Genomic DNA, 17940 nt, shown 5'->3' with positions numbered 1-17940 from the left:
ACAGTCTGTAGAATCTGGTCGATCACAGCAGCACCGAGCTCTCAGTCCGCGTTTCTGGCCAGCTCCACCAACGTGCGCACCGCGGCACCGGTGCCGCCCACCGGGGTGTAGCCGAACGCCGAGGCGGTGTTGAAGCTGGGGCCCGCGATGTCGATGTGGGCCCAGGCGGTCTCCTCGCCGACGAACTCCCGCAGGAAGGCCGCGGCCGCGAGCATTCCGCCCTGACGGGGTCCGGAGTTCTTGATGTCGGCGGCGTTCGAATCGAAGCCGGAGAGCATCTCCTCCGGAATCGGCATCGCCCACATCTCCTCGCCGGCCCTCTCGGCCGCCTCGGTGACGGCGGTTCGCGCGGTCTCGGCTCCCATCACTCCCGAGGTGCGGTTGCCGAGGGCGACGACCTGGGCGCCGGTCAGGGTCGCGACGTCGACGAGCAGGTCGGGATCCTCGGCGTCCGCGTCGGCCAGGGCATCGGCGAGGACCAATCGACCCTCGGCATCGGTGTTGGTGACCTCGACGGTCTTGCCGCTGCGCATCCTCAGCACATCGCTGGGACGGATGGCCGAAGAGCCGGGCATGTTCTCCGCCAAGGGCAGCCAGGCGGTCGCGCGCACGGGAAGTTCGAGCTCGGCGATAGCGAACACCGCCTGGGCGACGGCCGCGGCGCCGGACATGTCCGACTTCATGTCCTCCATGTTCGCCGCCGGTTTGAGGGAGAGCCCGCCGGAGTCGAAGGTGATTCCCTTGCCGACGAAGCTGAGGTGGCGCTTGGCGCCCTTCGGCGCGTATTCGACCTTGACCAGGCGCGGTCCGCGGGTCGAGCCCTGTCCGACGCCGAGGATGCCGCCGTAGCCGCCGGCCTCGAGCTCCTTCTCGGCCAATACGGTGACCTTGACCTTGGCGGCCTTGGCCTGGTCCCTGACGAGCTCGGCGAAGGTTTCGGGGTAGAGGTCGAGCGGGGGAGTGTTGACGAAGTCGCGGGCGCGGTTCGTGGCGGCCGCGAGCGTCGCTCCGGTCGCATGGGCTGAGACGAACGCCTTCCCCCTGGGACCGAGGACGGTGACGGCACCGGGTGCCTTGTCCCCGTCGTCGCTGATGTAGTCGAGGAAGCGGTAGGCGCCGAGGTCGGCCCCGACGGTCACCGCTTCGACGTCACCGGGTGTCGTGGTCGGCAGAGCCACCGCGATCTGGTCGACGCCGTCGAGCTGCCGCAGCGCGTTGCCGGCGGCGCGGCGCAGAACCTCCGCATTCGCTGATTCGGATTCCGGGCCCGAAGAGGCCGGATCGAAGGAACCGAGGCCGACCAGGAGGATGCTGTCGGCGGCGAAACCCTTGGGGGAGGGGATGCGGGCTGTCGCCCCGGTCCTGCTTGTGAATCCGATCGCTGCCATCATGGTCTCGAGCGAGGTCCGGGCCGACTTCGCGGAGTCGAGGCCGAGGACGGAGCCCTCTGCGGCGGCGAGCACCAGGACCGACGCTGCGGTCTTCGTGGGAGCGCTCGAGGAGTATCTGCTGGGGGTGGAGGCACCAGGCATCTGATCCCTTTCATCGTCGATGGGCGTTGGCTCGATCCTAATGCCATTCGCGAAGCGGAGTTCAAACGGTGCGTCATATACCCGACTTCAGCCCTTGTATTCTGGACGGCGTGTACTCACTTATCTTCAGACTCCTCTTCGTCCCGATGGATGCCGAACGTGCACATCATGTGTCGTTCGCCACGCTGAGATTCCTCGACGCCCTGCCCGTGATCAATCGCCTGATGCGACTCGTCTTCGCTCGGGGAACCAGGGACGAGACGCAGGTCCTCGGTCTGAGATTCCCCAACCGGGTCGGTCTGGCAGCCGGCTTCGACAAGAACGGGGAGGGGGTCCGGGCGCTGTCCGCACTGGGATTCGGGCACATCGAGGTCGGCACCGTCACCGCCCACGCGCAGCCGGGAAACGACAGGCCCCGCCTGTTCCGGCTCCGTGAGAACCTGGCCCTGCTCAACCGCATGGGGTTCAACAACCAGGGAGCGCGGCAGGCCTCCTTCAACATCGCCGACCAGCGCCGGGCGCTCGAGGCTCTGCCCGCAAGGGCCCGCCCGATCATCGGGATCAACATCGGCAAGACGAAGGTCGTGGCCGCCGAGGACGCCGTCGCGGACTACGCGGCATCGGCCCGGGCGCTGGCGCCGCTCGCCGACTACCTCGTCATCAACGTCAGTTCACCGAACACCCCCGGCCTGCGCGATCTGCAGTCGGCCTCGAGCCTCGAACCGATCATTTCCGCCGTGCAGTCGACCGCCGCCGAGGTGGTCGAGAGTCCGCGTTCGACGCTGGGGCACGTGCCCCTGCTGGTCAAGATCGCTCCCGACCTCAACGATGCGGACGTGATCGAGATCTGCCATCTCGCGGTCCGCCTCGGCGTCGACGGCCTCATCACCACGAATACGACGATCGACCGGGACGTTCTCACTGGGGAGGAAGCGGATTTCGCGCGCTCCCAGGCCGGCGGCATCTCTGGTCGGCCTCTGGCGGCTCGGTCCCTCGAAGTCCTCCGTCTGGTCAAGGACACCGTCGGTGACGCGCTCACCGTCATCTCCGTCGGGGGAGTCGCCGATTCCAAGGATGTGCGCGCCCGCCTGGCCGCAGGTGCGGATCTCGTTCAGGTCTATTCCGAGATGATCTACTCGGGCCCGTTCTGGCCGGGCCGGATCATCCGCGCGCAGAAGACACGCGGCCTGCTCGCCGCGAAGTAGCGGCCACCAGCAACGGCCCCGATTCACAGCGTCTGCCCCGGTCAGAGATGGCGGAGACGAATGTGAACCGGGGCCGTCGACGTCGGTGCCCGCAGCGGTGCGGGCACGCACGTCACTGCGGGTACTGGCGGCGCTTGACCTGGGGTTTCGGCATGCGCAGGGGGCGCAGCTGGACACTGCGCATGACCGCGTAGAACGTCAGCCCGCGCTCGACCTCGCCGAACTTCGCCTTCAGGCGGCCCTTGAGGAGATAGTTGAGGATGAAGCCGTCGAGGATCACGAGCGCCAGCAGACCCCAAACTGCGTAGGTGAAGTACTGCTGAATGGCCACCGGCTGGGTGAAGGCGACGACGAGGATGAGGATCGCGGCGGGGATGAAGAGCTCCCCGATCGAGAATCGGGCGTCGACGAAGTCACGGACGTAGCGGCGCTGCGGTCCGCGATCGCGGCGGGTGAGATACTTCTCCTCACCATTCATCATGCCGATGCGCGCGCGATCCCGCTCCTTCCGGATCTGGTCCTTGGCCTTCTGGTTCGCGACCTTGCGATCCTTCGAGACCAGCGGCTGCCTGCGCACCGACTCCTGCTGGCTGCGTTTGGGCGTGGGTCGTCCCTTCTTCTGCTCCGCCGCACGGCGCGCGGCAGCAGCGTCAGCTGAGGGGTCGACGGGCTGAGAGGAGGATTCTGCATCCTCGGGGGTCTTTTTGCTTCCGAACACCCAATGAATACTACCTTTGGAGAATGAGCGAATCGACAACAGCGCCGCAGGATGCGCAATTGCGGGCCGAACTGGATCAGATCTTCGACGAGGTGCTCGCCCAGCTGAGCGAACTCGTCGCCATCCCCTCGGTGGCCTGGCCGAGCTTCGATCCCGCCGGGGTCCGCGCCAGCGCCGAGGCGGTCGCAGCACTCGCCCGCGACCTCGGGCTCGACGCCGAGATCCTCACCGCCCCGACTCCGGAGGGAACCGAGGGGTACCCAGCGGTGGTCGCGTCCATCCCTGCACCGGCCGGAGCCCCGACCGTGCTCCTCTACGCGCACCACGACGTTCAGCCTCCCGGACGGCCCGAGGCCTGGAACACCGAGCCCTTCACCGCGACCAGAGTGGGTGAGCGGCTCTACGGCCGCGGGGCCGCCGACGACAAAGCCGGCATCATGGTCCACCTCACCGCTCTGCGGCTGCTGCGCGACCGCCTCGGCGTCGGTGTCACCCTGTTCATCGAAGGGGAGGAGGAGGCGGGGAGCCCGAGCTTCCGGAACTTCCTCGAGGCCCACCGGTCGAAGCTCGCCGCCGACGTCATCGTCGTCGCCGATTCGGGCAACTGGGCGGCCGGGGTGCCGGCGCTGACCACGAGCCTGCGCGGGATGTGCGCCCTCGAGTTCGAGATCGCGACCCTCGACCACGCGGTGCACTCGGGCATGTACGGTGGCATCGTCCCCGACGCGATGCTGGCCATGACCAGAGTGCTCGCCAGCCTGCACGACGAGAACGGCTCGGTGGCCGTGGCCGGCTTGAAGAGGGAGACCCATTCCGACATCGATTACGACGAGGACACGATCCGTCGGGACTCGGGTGCGCTCGACACGACCGAGCTCATCGGCACGGGCACCCTCGCCTCACGCCTGTGGTCCCAACCATCGATCACGGTCATCGGTCTCGACGTTCCCGACGTCGCAGTGTCGTCGAACACGCTGCAGGCCAGCCTCAAGGCCAAGCTCTCCATCCGACTGGCGCCGGGTGACACCCCGGACAACGCCGTCCAGGCCGTCACCGACCACCTGTCCGCGCACCTTCCCTTCGGCGCCACTCTCACGATCGGAGCGACCGAAGGCGGCAGCCCCTGGCAGGCCGACCTCGACGACCCGATCGTGCAGACGGCGAGGGACGCGCTCTCCGACGCATGGGGAGTGGAGTCGGTGACGATGGGCATCGGCGGATCGATCCCCTTCATCGCCGACCTCCTCGAGGTGTTCCCGCAGGCCTCGATCCTCGTCACGGGGGTCGAGGACCCCGATGCCCGGGCCCACAGCGCGAACGAATCTCTGTACCTGCCCGACTTCAAGGCCGCGATCCTCGCCGAGGTGCTGCTGCTCGAGCGACTCGCACCGACAGCCTCCTGAGCGGAGGATTCAGCACGCGAGATTCCGTGACAGCATGGGAATAGGCTTCACCCGCATGGCGTTGAGGGCCATGTAGGCTTGAGGTCAGGAGCAATGAAGGAGAAACGATGACTGCGACCAATCACGATGTAGCGACCCACGAGGTCGATCTGTCCCCGACCGCTGCCGACAAGGTTCGCAGCCTTCTCGAACAGGAGGGTCGCGACGATCTGCGCCTGCGGGTTGCCGTGCAGCCCGGCGGCTGCTCCGGTCTGATCTACCAGCTGTACTTCGACGAGCGCTACCTCGACGGAGACGCCGTGCGCGACTTCGACGGTGTCGAGGTCATCGTCGACCGGATGAGCGTGCCCTACCTCAACGGCTCGACCATCGATTTCTCGGACACGATCGAGAAGCAGGGCTTCACGATCGACAACCCGAATGCCGGCGGCTCCTGCGCCTGCGGCGATTCGTTCCACTGACCAGCAGCCCACGACAGACTCACCGGTGATGGACCTGGAGGATCTGCGTGCCGTCTCGACCACGGCCACGCAGCCCCAGGTCCTTTCCGCGTATCGGGCAGGGCTGTTCCCGATGGGAATCGGGGAGGGCGGCACCGGGAGGATCGGCTGGTGGGCACCGCGCCGGCGAGGTGTCCTGCTGCCGGGCGAGCTCAAGGTCAGCAAGAGCCTGCGCAAGTCCATGCGCGGGTTCGAGTTCAGCGTCGACCGGGCCTTCGACAGGGTGATCCGCGCCTGCGCCGATCCCTCGCGGACGGGGAGATGGATCACCGGCGACATCATCCGCCTCTACACCGAGCTCCACCGCAGCGGGTGGGCGCACTCCGTGGAAGTATGGTCGGAAGGGCGCCTGGTCGGCGGTCTCTACGGGGTCGCGATCGGCTCCCTCTTCGCCGGCGAGTCCATGTTCCACACGCAGCGGGACGCCTCGAAGGCTGCCCTCGCGCACCTCGTCGGCCTCTTCGACACTGACCCCGGACAACCCGGTCTCACCTCGGCGGATGCATCCTCCGACGGAACCGCCTGGCTCATCGACACCCAGTGGCAGACACCACACCTGGCCACCCTCGGCGTGTCGGAGATCAGCGGCCTCGAGTACTCCGCGCGGCTAGATTCCGCCCTCCGCGGTAACCACTGTCAGGCTATTCTCAACAAATGATCATCCGCATGTGAATTTCTACCGCCTGTAGCGGTAGTCTGTTAGATGACAAAGTAAGGATTCGCCTCTCAGCGTTCTGTGAGGCGAAGAAGGTTGTGAAAGGCTGCACGTGGATTCTCCGAATCAGCCGGGACCGAAGCGGTCCTGGGCGAAGCGGCTCGGCATTCTGGGCGCCGTGACTATACCGGCGCTTCTATCGGGTTGCACGAAAGAGCAGATTGCAACAGGATTCTTCCCCGTCGAATCGAAGGGCGCGACGAACCACACCGAGGCCTACACCTCGCTGTGGAACGGTGCGTGGATCGCTTCGCTGGTACTGGGGCTGATCGTGTGGGGCTTGATTCTGTGGGCGATGATCGCCTACCGGCGGCGCAAGAACGATCGCGGTCTGCCGGTGCAGCTGCGCTACAGCATGCCGATCGAGATCCTGTTCACGGTGACTCCGATCATCGTGGTCCTCGGCTTCTTCTTCCAGTCCGTACAGGTCATGGACAAGACCACCGACGACAGGACTCCGGGGGAGCAGGTCATCGAGGTCGCAGGCAAGCAGTGGGCTTGGGACTTCAACTACGTGACCGAGAACGTGCACCTCGCAGGCACGCAGGTCGCCCTCGACGGCACCGAGGCGCCGGAGAAGACCGCCCCGACTCTCTACCTGCCGGTCGACACCGACCTGGAGATCCGTCTCCGTTCGCGTGACGTCATCCATTCCTTCTGGATCCCCGCCTTCCTTGAGAAGCGCGACATGATCCCCGGCCACCCGCAGAGCATTCACCTGCGCGCCGAGAAGGAAGGCGAATACGTCGGCAAGTGCGCCGAACTCTGCGGCGAGTATCACTCCGAGATGCTCTTCAACGTGAAGGTCGTCTCCCAGCAGGAGTTCGAGCAGTACACGAAGTCGCTGGCCGATCAAGGCAACACAGGCGTTCTCGGTCCGGAGTACGACCGCAACTGGTACCCGAAAGAAGGTGCGCAGCAATGACGGCTACCATGAATCAGCCGGCCCTTGACGCTCCGGTGACTCCGCGGAGCAAGGGAAAGATCATCGTCGACTGGATCACGTCGACCGACCACAAGACGATCGGGTACATGTACCTGATCGGGTCGTTCTTCTTCTTCTGCATCGGCGGCGTGATGGCGCTCATCATCCGCCTCGAGCTCTTCGAGCCCGGGATGCAGATCATCGAGACCAAAGAGCAGTACAACCAGCTGTTCACGATGCACGGTACGCTGATGCTGCTGATGTTCGCGACGCCGCTGTTCGCCGGATTCGCGAATGTCATCATGCCGCTGCAGATCGGCGCGCCTGACGTCGCATTTCCCCGCCTGAACGCGTTCGCGTTCTGGATGTTCCTCTTCGGCAGCCTCATCGCCCTCTCCGGGTTCCTCACCCCACAGGGCGCGGCGTCCTTCGGATGGACCGCCTACGCTCCGCTGAGCAATACGACGTTCACGCCCGGCGCCGGAGGCAACCTCTGGGTGCTCGGTCTGGGACTGTCCGGATTCGGCACGATCCTCGGCTCGGTCAACTTCATCACCACCATCATCACGATGCGTGCGCCGGGTATGACCATGTTCCGCATGCCGATCTTCACCTGGAACGTCCTCATCACCGGCATCCTCGTGCTGATGGCGTTCCAGCCTCTGGCCGCTGCCCTGCTGGTCCTCGGTTCGGACCGCATCCTCGGATCCCACGTGTTCAGCCCAGGCAACGGCGGGCCTGTCCTCTGGCAGCATCTGTTCTGGTTCTTCGGCCACCCCGAGGTGTACGTGATCGCTCTGCCGTTCTTCGGCATCATCACGGAGATCATCCCGGTCTTCAGCCGCAAGCCGGTCTTCGGATACAAGAGCCTCGTCTTCGCCACGATCACCATCGCTGCCCTGTCCGTGACCGTGTGGGCCCACCACATGTACGTCACCGGTGTGGTCGCGCTGCCGTTCTTCGCCTTCATGACGATGCTCATCGCCGTCCCGACAGGCGTGAAGTTCTTGGCCTGGATCGGCACCATGTGGCGAGGGTCGATCACCTTCGAGACCCCCATGGTGTGGGCGATCGGATTCCTCGTCACCTTCCTCTTCGGCGGGCTGACCGGAATCATCCTGGCCAGCCCGGCCCTGGACCAGTCGGTCTCTGACTCCTACTTCGTCGTCGCGCACTTCCACTACGTGGTCTTCGGCACCGTCGTGTTCGCGATGTTCGCCGGATTCTACTTCTGGTGGCCGAAGTGGACCGGGAAGATGCTCAACGAGAAGCTCGGCCACATCCACTTCTGGATGCTGTTCCTCGGCTTCCACGGCACCTTCCTCGTCCAGCACTGGTTGGGCGTCGACGGCATGCCTCGCCGTTACGCCGACTACCTCCCGCAGGACGGCTTCACGTGGATGAACCAGGTGTCCACCGTCGGTGCGATGCTCCTGGGCCTGTCGATGGTTCCGTTCTTCTGGAACGTCTGGGTCACCGCACGCAACGCTCCGAAGGTCACTGTGGACGATCCCTGGGGCTACGGTGGATCGCTGGAGTGGGCCACCTCGTGCCCGCCGCCGCGCCACAACTTCACCTCGCTGCCCCGGATCCGCTCCGAGCGCCCGGCGTTCGATGTGAACCACCCGGAACTGCTGGAATACGCCCACGGCCACGCTGAGCCCCAACTTGCTGGAGGTCGCTCCAAGTGAAGTCTTCGATCTACGTCTTCAACCTCTGCGGTGTGTTCTTCATCCTCGTGGGGATCTACTACGGATGGCACACCGACTTCGGTGAGCTGGTCGGCTTCCCTGCACTCCTGCTCGTCGGCTTGATGTCGATCATGATCGGCGTCTACCTGTGGCTGACCGACCGCCGCGTCGGGCTCCAGCCCCAGGACAACGATCACGCCGAGATCTCCGATGCCGATGCCGACTACGGGTTCTTCAGCCCGTGGAGCTGGTGGCCCATCGTCTGCGCCGGCGGCGCAGCGGTTGCCTTCTACGGTATCGCCATGGGCTGGTGGATCTTCCCCTTCGGCGTCGCGATCGGCATCGTCGCGCTGATCGGCCTGACCTACGAGTACGACCGTGGAGATCACGCTCACTGATCCTCTCTGAGCCGTTGCCGCCCTCCTGGGGCAGTCGGACATCTGGCACCACCACGTGTGGCCCGGACTCGATCGAGTCCGGGCCACACGTGCATTCACATCCGGGCGGCACATGCGGAGCCGGATGCACACCGTGGGTGACAGACGGCCGGCTCGAGGGGGATGACGGCAGGCGGCTGAGTGGACGGGGACGACCGTCGACGGTTGGGTCGATGTGTACGACTGCGGACGGATGGGTGGACCGGGACGACCGCAAGTGCCTGGCTGTGCGGGGACGACCGCTGGAGCTGACTCTCGTCAGGGGGACGGTTGGTTGAGCGCAGGGATGCCCGAACGGCGCGCTACCGGTCCGGGCGCGGCTTCAGCCGGGTCAATGCTGTGCGTCTGCGGCGTTGCAGGACCTGTTGACAATGGTGCAGGACGATTGCCTGTCGGTTCGTCTCGGTGAATGTCGCCTTGGCGCGAGGCCGATCGCTGGTACCACTTGTTCTGCCACCGCCGGCATGTATCTGGTGCACAGCGTACCGTGGCCGCGGGCACCCGTCTGCCCGCCCCGCGTACCGTCACCCGGCCTCTGCCGGCCCTGGGAACGTCGCTGCCTGACGACCCGCTGGTGGCCCGGAGCGCTGTGTCCGTTGGGCTGACAGGGCGTTGTGAGGGCGCGTGGACGGGCAGGAAGGCAAGCGGTCCCACCGCAGCGCCGGGGCGGGACTCGTCGACCTGTGTGTGGCCCTCAGAACGCGCAGCAGCGCGGTGGCGGGGTGGGGTCCCAGCTGGCTGCCGAGCGGGCTCGTCCCCTCGTGCCGAGCGGGCTATCGCACTGGTGCCGAGCGGTCGGTCCTGCCGTGCCGCGAAGTTCGAACCCTCACATCGTCGAAGACGCTTCGCCTGCGCGTGCACTGGCCTTCGGTTCGGTGCAGCCTGGACACACTGAACCGAGACAGGACGGAGACGACTGAGGGGCCCAGCATGATGCTGGGCCCCTCAGTCGTGTGGCCGGTGGTTCAGTCTCTCGGCGGGACAGTATCCGAACCAGGTCGACTGTTCGGGCGAGTCACTCCGAAGCTCTCAGTGACCGATCTGCGCCTGGTCGGTGCTTCCCACCTCGTGGTGGTCATGGTGAGAAGCGTCGAGCTCCTGCTTGCTCACGGGGGCAACCCGGTCCTCGAAGAAGAACCTGGACAGGCGGGCCCGGAGCTTCTCGGCGCCGGTGATCTTTCCGTCGGCGTTCGGCTCGGCAGGCACATACTGCGGCGATTCGAACGCGGTGATCTTCCACAGTTTGTTCGCGGGCAGCGCCTCGTGGCGTTCGAGGAACTCACCGTGGGGGAGTCGGATGATCTGGGCCGTCTCCCGACCGTGCAGCGCGAGCTCACGATCCTTGCGCTGCAGCCCGATGCACATGCGCTTCGTGATCATGTATCCGATGATCGGTCCGAAGAAGAACAGGAACCGGAAGATGTAGATCATGTCATTGAGCGACATGTGGAAGAACACGGCGATGAGGTCACCCGATGCCGCGGCCCACAGGTTGCAGTAGAAGATGATGCCGGCGACGCCGATCGCAGTGCGAGTCGGGTTGTTGCGCGGACGGTCGAGGATGTGGTGTTCCCGATGGTCCTTGAGCAGCCACGCCTCGAAGAACGGGTAGACGAACATCGCCACGAACACGCCGCCCATGACGACGAGCGCACTGTTGATGTTGAACGAGATCGGCCACCCGGCGATGTAGAACTCGAACCAGCCCGGCACGATGCGGAGATATCCATCGGCCCAGCCGATGTACCAGTCCGGCTGAGTTCCAGCGGAGACCGGTGAGGGGTCGTAGGGCCCATAGTTCCAGATCGGGTTGATCGTGAACAGTGCCGAGATCAGCGACAGCAGACCGAAGATGAGGAAGAAGAATCCGCCACCCTTGGCTGCGAAGGTCGGCAGCACAGGTTCACCGACGACGTTCTTCTCAGTGTGTCCGGCGCCGGGCCACTGGGTGTGCTTGTGGACGACGACGAACACCAGGTGGACACCGATGAGCGCGATGATCAGCGCCGGGACGATCATGATGTGCAGCGTGTACAGACGCGAGACGATGTCGATGCCCGGGAACTCACCGCCGAAGAGGAAGAACGAGACATACGTTCCGACCAGCGGCAGCGACTTGATGATTCCGTCAATGATGCGCAGTCCGTTTCCGGAGAGCAGGTCATCGGGCAGCGAGTAACCGGTGAAGCCGGCGGCCATGCCCATGATCAGGAGGAGCACACCGACGATCCAGTTGAGTTCACGCGGACGGCGGAACGCACCGGTGAAGAACACGCGCAGCATGTGGATGCTCAGCGCGGCGACGAACAGCAGAGCGCCCCAGTGGTGCATCTGACGGATGAACAGTCCACCCCGGATCTCGAACGAGATGGCCAGGGTCGAGTTGTACGCCTCTGAGATCTCGACGCCGCGCAGCGGCACCCACGGGCCCTCGTAGTGGAGCTCGCCCATCGCAGGATGGAAGAAGAACGTGAGGAAGGTGCCGGAGAGGACGACGATGACGAAGCTGTAGAGAGCAACCTCACCGAGCATGAAGGACCAGTGGGAAGGGAAGATCTTCCGACCGAATTCGCGAACCAGAACGGATGCCCCGACGCGGTTTTCGGTGAAGTTCGCGGCCTTCCCGATGGCGGTTGTGGGCTGTGTTGTACTCATGGGTGGTTGATCTCCCAGAACGTAGGTCCGACAGGCTCAGGGAAGTCCGACTGGGCGACCAGGTAGCCTTCGCTGTCCACGGTGATGGGCAGCTGCGGCAGGGGACGCTTCGCCGGTCCGAAGATGACCTTGCAGTGCTCTGTCACGTCGAAGGTCGACTGGTGGCACGGGCAGAGCAGGTGATGTGTCTGGTGCTCGTAGAGGGCGACCGGGCAGCCGACGTGGGTGCAGATCTTCGAGTACGCGACGATTCCGTCGTGTGACCAGTCCTTGCGAGCCGGATCCTCTTTGAGTTCCTTGGGATCGATCCGCATCAGCAGCACGGCTGCTTTGGCCTTCTCGTTGATCGGGTGGTCGGTGTTCTCGTGATCACCGATGCCCGACGGCAGCACGTGGTAGGCAGAGCCGATGGTCACCTCGTCGGCCCGGATGGGGCGTTCGGACTCAGGGCTCGGAATGCCGCCCGGGTCCTGGATGAGGCGAACGCCTTTGTCCCAGATGGTGTGGTGGAGCGTGTTGCCGGGGAGAGGACCGAGGTCACGGAAGACGAGGACAGCCGGCAGGGGAGCGAGGGCCAGAGCGGCGATGAGGGTGTTGCGGATCAGCGGACGACGGCCGATGCCGGACTCCTCGTTGGCCTGGTGGAGGATCTCCAGGGCGATCGCCTGGTCCTCCTCGCTGCCGTGGATGTCGTGGCGCTCATCGATGCCCTCATGGTCGCTCATCAGGTTCTTCGCCCACAGGACGGCGCCTGCTCCGATGCCGAACATGGCCAGTGTCGCACCCAGTCCGACGAACATGGTGTGCAGGCGAATGCTCTCCATCGACTCTTCCAACGGGAACAGGAAGTAGGCGACGATGAACCAGATGGTGCCGATCATCGACAGGAGGAACCAGAGGGCCACCTGACGTTCAGCGACCTTCTGAGCCCGGGGATCACTGTCAGTGAGCCTGGGCTTGTGTTCCGGCAGCCCCGGGTTGGTGAACCCGTTCAACTCCTCGAGCTGGCTGCCGCCGCCGGAGTGATCTTTCGAGGTCATTGCATTCCCCGTCTATTCTCGTAATGGTTGGGTGACGACAATTTCGGGCTCATTTCGCCCTGGAGGACAGCCACACGGTGATCGCGATGACTGCACCGAGTCCGAAGAACCAGACGAAGAGGCCTTCGGCCACCGGTCCCAGCGAACCGAGCTTGAACCCGCCGGGCGATGGGTTGTCGGTGACCTCGTTGACATAGGCGATGACGTCGCGCTTGTCCTCGGGAGTGAGGTTCGCATCGTTGAAGATCGGCATGTTCTGCGGGCCGGTCTGCATCGCTTCGTAGAGATGCTTGTCGCTGACCTCGGAGAGGTTCGGAGCGAACTTGCCTCGGGTCAGTGCACCACCGGCACCGACCACGTTGTGGCACATGGCGCAGTTGGTGCGGAACAGTCCGCCACCGGCTGCCGGATCGCCCTTGGAGGCGTCGAGGTACTGGTCCTCGGGGATCGCGGGGCCGGGTCCCAGCGAGGCCACGTAAGCGGCGAGCTGAGCGGTCTGCTCGTCGTTGAACTGCGGTTCCTTCTGCGGGGCCTGGGGTCCGTTCGCCTGCAGGGGCATGCGGCCGGTGCCGACCTGGAAGTCGACTGCGGCGGCGCCGACGCCGACGAGACTCGGTCCGTTCCTGGTGCCTTCGGCGTTGAGACCGTGGCAGGTCGCACAGTTGGCGGCGAAGAGCTTCTTTCCGCCTTCGATGTCCGAGGCGCTGGCCGTGGTCGCCTTGGCGCTCGAGGTCTGGGTGAAGAGTGCGTATGCTCCACCAGTCAGCAGCAAGCCCACCAGCAGGAGCACAACCAGTGCCATGGGGTGTCTGCGGCGATCTGCTAAAAGCTTCACGTGATCGTCCTTTGCTTGTAAATGTCTTGGGTCCGGTCAGCCGATGATCTCGCAGCCGACTACTGGAGGAGGTAGATGACGCCGAAGAGTCCGATCCAGACGACATCGACGAAGTGCCAGTAGTAGGACACGCAGATCGCGAAGGTGGCCTCGTGGTGACCGAACTTCTTGGCTCCGTAGGCCCGTCCGATGACGAGCAGGAAGCAGATGAGTCCGATGGTCACGTGGATGCCGTGGAAACCGGTCGTCAGGTAGAAGACCGAGCCGTAGCCGTCCGAGTTGATGGCGATGCCCTCGTGGACGAGTTCTGCATACTCCATGACCTGACCCGAGACGAAGATCGCACCGAGCAGGAACGTGAGGTAGAACCACTCGATCATTCCCCACTTGGAGATGTTGAGCAGCGAACCGGTCCGACGCGGACGGAACCTCTCAGCTGCGAACACGCCCATCTGACAGGTGAAGGAGGACGACACCAGGATGATGGTGTTGCCGAGAGCGAACGGAACGTTCAGAATCTCGGTCTGAGTCTCCCACAGACCCGGCACGACGGATCGGATGGTGAAGTACATGGCGAAGAGCGCGGCAAAGAACATCAGGTCGCTCGCGAGGAACACGATGAAGCCCACCGTGGTCACATTCGGACGATTGACAACCGGATGCGATGGCGCTGTCTGAGATGCAGTGGCTGTTGACACAGACCCATTATTACTCGTCTTGAGGTGAGTTTTCACCTTTTACCCAGGTTTCGGAGAAGAAATTTCTACACGATGTAGCGAAAACCCCGTACTGGTGCGTCAGGCGCGGTCCAGGGCGGAATTGCGCCCGCGTGTCGAACAGCTCCCGTGCGCCCCGTCGGCGACAGGATAGGATGCCGCAGGAAGGTCCACCTCGTCAGACCCCGCTGGTGGCAGAGCCAAGAGGAAAGCACTTTTATGACGCACACATCCCGCACGAGTGGCCAGGGCGAGCACGCAACCGCAGCGGATGAGGGGTCCCTCAACTGGCCTGATCTCCTGATGCAGCTGATGCATCAGCAGGACCTCGACGGCCGCTCGGCGGCGTGGGCGATGGACCAGATCATGTCCGGTCACACTCCTGATGTGACAATGGCCGCATTCCTCGCCGCCCACCATACGAAGGGGGAGACCGTCGAGGAGATCGCCGGCCTGGTCTCGGCCATGATGGACCATGCTGTGCCCCTCCCGGGTCTGGAGGACTCCGTTGACATCGTCGGCACCGGAGGGGACCGCGCGAAGACCGCGAACATCTCCTCGACGGCGGCGATGATCATCTCCGCCGCAGGGCAGCGCGTCGTCAAACACGGCAACAGGGCGACCTCTTCGGCGTCAGGATCCGCCGATGTGCTCGAAGCTCTGGGAGTCCGCTTCGACATCACCCCCGAGCAGACCGGCATCATCGCCCGGAAGGTGGGACTGGCCTTCTGCTTCGCCAACGTCTTCCATCCTTCGATGCAGTTCGTCTCCGCAGTCCGCCGTCAGATCAGCGTTCCTACGGCCTTCAACATCCTCGGTCCGCTGACGAATCCCGCTCGCGCCCGTCACACCGCGATCGGGGTTGCGGATGCGCAGATGGCACCACTTGTGGTCGGCACTCTGGCCAAGCGTGGTCACCAGGCTGTCGTCTTCCGGTCCCGGGACGGCCTCGACGAGCTCAGCAACACCGAGGTCAACGACGTCTGGGAGGTCAGGCACGGCGAGGTCGAGCACACCACGTTCGACGCCCTCGACCTCGGTTTCGAACGGGTGACGAAAGAGGATCTGCGCGGCGGTGGACCGGCGGAGAATGCGGACATCATGCGCGCCGTGCTCGACGGCCGACGCTCCGCGGTGAGGGACATCGTCCTCATCAACACGGCAGCGGCGCTCGTGGCCGCGGATGAGTCGGCGGCCGGCAGCTTCACGGAGCGGATGGCGACGAAGCTGGAGATCGCCGTGGCCACCGTGGACTCCGGATTGGGCGCGCAGAAGCTCGATGAGCTCATCTCCGTCTCACGAGCGATCGCCGAGGCGAACCGCTCCTGAGTCCTGGGCGTGGAAGTTGGCCCCTCTGCTGGCCATCGACCAGCTTCCGGTCATCGACACGAGGCTCGCCCCCTCCAGCCAGCGCGCGAGCATTCGCGTCTCCTCGGGCAGGGGATCGCCGGGCGTGGGATGGGGTCCTGGACGTGGCACCCATTCGGCCGTCGCCCGCAGGGTCTGCAGCGTGGGGACGACCGCCGCGGGAGAAGCCGTGTGACCGGCGCCGGCGAGCTTCCCGTGACGCACGACGGCAAGATCGTATCCACCTTCCTCACCGGGGGAGCACGCGAGGATCTCCTCGACGTCGCACAGGGTTCTGACCGCCTCGGCGCGTGCCGCTGTGAGGTGGAGGGTCCGCATCGCGTCCCGCACTTCGGCTGCGGTCTCATAACGCGCCTCGGTCGAGAGCTTGGCCATCCGATCGGCGCACAACGCCCGGAATGACGAGAAATCACCGCCCAACGCAGCCATCAGGTCGCTGATCTGCTCGAGATAGGCGGAGGGGTCCGTGACCCCGGAGCACGGTCCGCCGCACTGCCCGACCTGGGAGCTCACGCACGGACGGTGGGCCTCGACCTGGGACTGCCGGATCTTCGCGGTGCAGCGCTTGACCGGGTAGAGCACATCGAGCAGCTCCTTGACCGCCTGAGCCGTCTTGCGCGACCGGAATGGTCCCAGCGCCGGCGCGGGCGACTTCTCCAGCGCGGTGTGTGAGCGCACCACCGACAGTCGCGGGTAGTCCTCATTGCTCAGCGCGATCCACGAATTGCGCTCCGGGTTCTTCGACCTCCGGTTGTAGGGAGGAGCGAGTTCTCCGATCAGCCGCACCTCTCGGATCTCCGCCTCGAGGACGTGCGCACACGGCAGGCAGGTGACCTCCTGGGCGGCGGTGATCATCTCCGCCATCCGGCCCCGGTTCTCCGAGGCGTTGAAATACCCCCTGACTCGCCGGGCCATGTTGCCCGACTTCCCGATGTAGAGGACGCGCCGGGTCCCATCGAGGAACATGTAGACGCCCGGTTCGTTCGGCACGCCCTTGGCCAGGTGCGATTTCGCCTGGCGTTTGGCCCACCCGGCCTGTCGGACGGTGGCGAGGTCCTCGAGCGTGGTGATTCCATAGCTGCCGAACCGTTCGAGCAGACGGTGGAGGACCTCACCTGTCGCCCTGGCGTCGGACAGTGCACGGTGATCGGGTTCGACGGCGGTGCCGAAGTGGGCGGCCAGGGTCGACAGCTTGTGATTGCGCACCTCATCACGGCCGAGCACGCGACGAGCCAGGGTCACGGTGTCGAGCACCGTGGGCTGGGGCCAGTGGTAGTCGAGCCGCTCACAGGCGGCGCGGAGGAACCCGATGTCGAACGGGGCGTTGTGGGCCACGAGCACCGAGCCGATCGCGAATTCGAGGAAGCTCGGCAGGACGGATCTGATCGACGGGGCGTCGTCGACGAGTGCATGGGTGATCCCGGTCAGCCTGGCGACGAACGGGCTGATCACGGACTCCTCGGGTTTGACCAGCGACTGGAACTCCCCGATGACCTCCCCACCGCGCGTCTTCACCGCGCCGATCTCGGTGATCTCTGATCGTCCGGCGCTCGTGCCCGTCGTCTCCAGGTCGACGATGACGAAGGTGACTTCGTGCAGCGGGGTCCCCAGACTGTCGAACGACAGCTGAGTGCGGTCGATGGCCGAGGGGGTCCGGTCGAAGGGAGTGTGCGCTGGCAAGGACATGGAACTCAGTGTGCCATCCGCATCTGACACGAACGTGATCCCCGGGTCGGCAGGTGCACCGGACGGCGGCACCGCACCTCCAGCACCCTCAGACCGCGGCTCCGTTGTCGTCGCCGAAGCCGCGCTGCTTGGGCAGGTGGAAGAACAGTCCGACGGCCCCGCCGAGGAGGACGGCGATGGAGACGGGCAGGAACCAGCCCGGCAGCGGCCGGAAGAAGACCACTCCGATGAGCAGTGCGATGAGAGCGCCGAAGGCTGCGAGCACTGACAGCATCAGGGTCGGGGAAGCGGTGCGCCAGCCGATGGGCGCGGCAGGCTCGGGCTGCCATCTCTCGGTCTCCTCGAGCCGCTCGCGCACCTCGTCGCTGGGCATGTCCGCGGCCGCGCCGGAAGGGTCGTCGAAACGACTGACGAGATCGTTCCAGGCACTGTCGCTGATCCGCGACGAATCCCCGACCTGCTCGGGTTCGGGCACGTGGTCGCGCCAGCGCTCCTCGTCCTCGTTGTCCATATC

At 65.1% G+C, this 17940-nt stretch carries 16 protein-coding genes; 8 read left to right on the top strand and 8 right to left on the bottom strand.

What is annotated here, in order from left to right:
* Positions 1-41: 41 nt before the first annotated feature.
* Entirely contained in the window at positions 42-1532 is a 1491-nt protein-coding gene (locus tag RIT73_RS01660) for a leucyl aminopeptidase (protein ID WP_309130308.1), read from the bottom strand.
* A gap of 110 nt (positions 1533-1642) precedes the next feature.
* Here RIT73_RS01660 and RIT73_RS01655 point away from each other — a divergent pair, with 110 nt between their 5' ends.
* The gene (locus RIT73_RS01655; protein WP_309130307.1) at positions 1643-2737 is read left to right on the top strand and encodes a quinone-dependent dihydroorotate dehydrogenase; all 1095 of its coding nucleotides are present in this window, start codon (positions 1643-1645) and stop codon (positions 2735-2737) included.
* Between the two features lie 112 nt (positions 2738-2849).
* On the opposite strand, the gene RIT73_RS01650 is transcribed toward RIT73_RS01655, so the two are convergent.
* Complete coding sequence (locus tag RIT73_RS01650; protein WP_309130306.1) at positions 2850-3455, bottom strand: DUF3043 domain-containing protein; 606 nt, start codon at positions 3453-3455, stop codon at positions 2850-2852.
* A gap of 23 nt (positions 3456-3478) precedes the next feature.
* Between RIT73_RS01650 and RIT73_RS01645 the strand changes: the two genes are divergently transcribed.
* The 6 genes from RIT73_RS01645 (at position 3479) to RIT73_RS01620 (ending at position 9087) form a co-directional block, all read left to right on the top strand.
* Entirely contained in the window at positions 3479-4858 is a 1380-nt protein-coding gene (locus RIT73_RS01645) for a dipeptidase (RefSeq protein ID WP_309130305.1), read from the top strand.
* A gap of 107 nt (positions 4859-4965) precedes the next feature.
* Complete coding sequence (locus RIT73_RS01640) at positions 4966-5319, top strand: iron-sulfur cluster assembly accessory protein (RefSeq protein ID WP_309130304.1); 354 nt, start codon at positions 4966-4968, stop codon at positions 5317-5319.
* 28 nt (positions 5320-5347) lie between these two features.
* On the top strand, positions 5348-6016 hold the full coding sequence (gene aat, locus RIT73_RS01635) for a leucyl/phenylalanyl-tRNA--protein transferase (protein ID WP_309130303.1): 669 nt from the start codon (positions 5348-5350) through the stop codon (positions 6014-6016).
* Positions 6017-6125: 109 nt separating this feature from the next.
* Positions 6126-6998 carry a cytochrome c oxidase subunit II gene (gene coxB, locus RIT73_RS01630; protein ID WP_309130302.1) on the top strand — a complete coding sequence of 291 codons (873 nt, stop codon included), beginning with the start codon at positions 6126-6128 and terminating at the stop codon, positions 6996-6998.
* A complete protein-coding gene (gene ctaD / locus RIT73_RS01625) occupies positions 6995-8689 on the top strand; it encodes a cytochrome c oxidase subunit I (protein WP_309130301.1) in 1695 nt (564 codons plus the stop codon). Before coxB ends, ctaD begins: the two co-directional genes overlap by 4 nt.
* The gene (locus tag RIT73_RS01620; RefSeq protein ID WP_309130300.1) at positions 8686-9087 is read left to right on the top strand and encodes a cytochrome c oxidase subunit 4; all 402 of its coding nucleotides are present in this window, start codon (positions 8686-8688) and stop codon (positions 9085-9087) included. Before ctaD ends, RIT73_RS01620 begins: the two co-directional genes overlap by 4 nt.
* 1068 nt (positions 9088-10155) lie before the next feature.
* Here the strand turns inward: RIT73_RS01620 and RIT73_RS01615 are convergent.
* The 4 genes from RIT73_RS01615 to RIT73_RS01600 all read right to left on the bottom strand — a co-directional run bounded on the left by RIT73_RS01615 (position 10156) and on the right by RIT73_RS01600 (position 14285).
* On the bottom strand, positions 10156-11781 hold the full coding sequence (locus RIT73_RS01615) for a ubiquinol-cytochrome c reductase cytochrome b subunit (RefSeq protein ID WP_309130299.1): 1626 nt from the start codon (positions 11779-11781) through the stop codon (positions 10156-10158).
* On the bottom strand, positions 11778-12821 hold the full coding sequence (locus RIT73_RS01610) for a Rieske 2Fe-2S domain-containing protein (RefSeq protein ID WP_309130298.1): 1044 nt from the start codon (positions 12819-12821) through the stop codon (positions 11778-11780). Before RIT73_RS01610 ends, RIT73_RS01615 begins: the two co-directional genes overlap by 4 nt.
* Before the next feature lie 49 nt (positions 12822-12870).
* The gene (locus tag RIT73_RS01605) at positions 12871-13623 is read right to left on the bottom strand and encodes a c-type cytochrome (RefSeq protein ID WP_375294963.1); all 753 of its coding nucleotides are present in this window, start codon (positions 13621-13623) and stop codon (positions 12871-12873) included.
* A 92-nt stretch (positions 13624-13715) separates the two neighbouring features.
* A complete protein-coding gene (locus RIT73_RS01600) occupies positions 13716-14285 on the bottom strand; it encodes a heme-copper oxidase subunit III (protein WP_309130373.1) in 570 nt (189 codons plus the stop codon).
* Positions 14286-14591: 306 nt separating this feature from the next.
* On the opposite strand from RIT73_RS01600, the gene trpD reads away from it, so the two are divergent.
* Positions 14592-15701 (top strand): anthranilate phosphoribosyltransferase, encoded by a 1110-nt coding sequence (gene trpD, locus RIT73_RS01595; protein ID WP_375294959.1) that lies wholly within the window; start codon positions 14592-14594, stop codon positions 15699-15701.
* Here the strand turns inward: trpD and RIT73_RS01590 are convergent.
* On the bottom strand, positions 15669-17426 hold the full coding sequence (locus RIT73_RS01590) for a DEDD exonuclease domain-containing protein (protein WP_309130296.1): 1758 nt from the start codon (positions 17424-17426) through the stop codon (positions 15669-15671). The two genes, trpD and RIT73_RS01590, sit on opposite strands and share 33 nt — an antisense overlap.
* 88 nt (positions 17427-17514) lie before the next feature.
* Positions 17515-17937: a hypothetical protein gene (locus RIT73_RS01585; protein WP_309130371.1), complete on the bottom strand. Its 423-nt coding sequence runs from the start codon at positions 17935-17937 to the stop codon at positions 17515-17517.
* Between the last annotated feature and the right edge of the window lie 3 nt (positions 17938-17940).

This window comes from Brevibacterium sp. (assembly GCF_031179145.1).
GTDB lineage: Bacteria > Actinomycetota > Actinomycetes > Actinomycetales > Brevibacteriaceae > Brevibacterium.
Note: the sequence above shows the minus strand (reverse complement) of the source record. Positions and strands in the feature narration are given on the sequence as shown.

Coding starts and splice junctions, on each gene's coding strand:
- RIT73_RS01660 (WP_309130308.1), bottom strand. CDS start 1,532: ATGCCTGGTGCCTCCACCCCCAGCAGATACTCCTCGAGCGCTCCCACG.
- RIT73_RS01645 (WP_309130305.1), top strand. CDS start 3,479: ATGAGCGAATCGACAACAGCGCCGCAGGATGCGCAATTGCGGGCCGAA.
- RIT73_RS01640 (WP_309130304.1), top strand. CDS start 4,966: ATGACTGCGACCAATCACGATGTAGCGACCCACGAGGTCGATCTGTCC.
- aat (WP_309130303.1), top strand. CDS start 5,348: ATGGACCTGGAGGATCTGCGTGCCGTCTCGACCACGGCCACGCAGCCC.
- ctaD (WP_309130301.1), top strand. CDS start 6,995: ATGACGGCTACCATGAATCAGCCGGCCCTTGACGCTCCGGTGACTCCG.
- RIT73_RS01615 (WP_309130299.1), bottom strand. CDS start 11,781: ATGAGTACAACACAGCCCACAACCGCCATCGGGAAGGCCGCGAACTTC.
- RIT73_RS01610 (WP_309130298.1), bottom strand. CDS start 12,821: ATGACCTCGAAAGATCACTCCGGCGGCGGCAGCCAGCTCGAGGAGTTG.
- RIT73_RS01605 (WP_375294963.1), bottom strand. CDS start 13,623: ATGGCACTGGTTGTGCTCCTGCTGGTGGGCTTGCTGCTGACTGGTGGA.
- trpD (WP_375294959.1), top strand. CDS start 14,592: ATGACGCACACATCCCGCACGAGTGGCCAGGGCGAGCACGCAACCGCA.
- RIT73_RS01590 (WP_309130296.1), bottom strand. CDS start 17,426: ATGTCCTTGCCAGCGCACACTCCCTTCGACCGGACCCCCTCGGCCATC.
- RIT73_RS01585 (WP_309130371.1), bottom strand. CDS start 17,937: ATGGACAACGAGGACGAGGAGCGCTGGCGCGACCACGTGCCCGAACCC.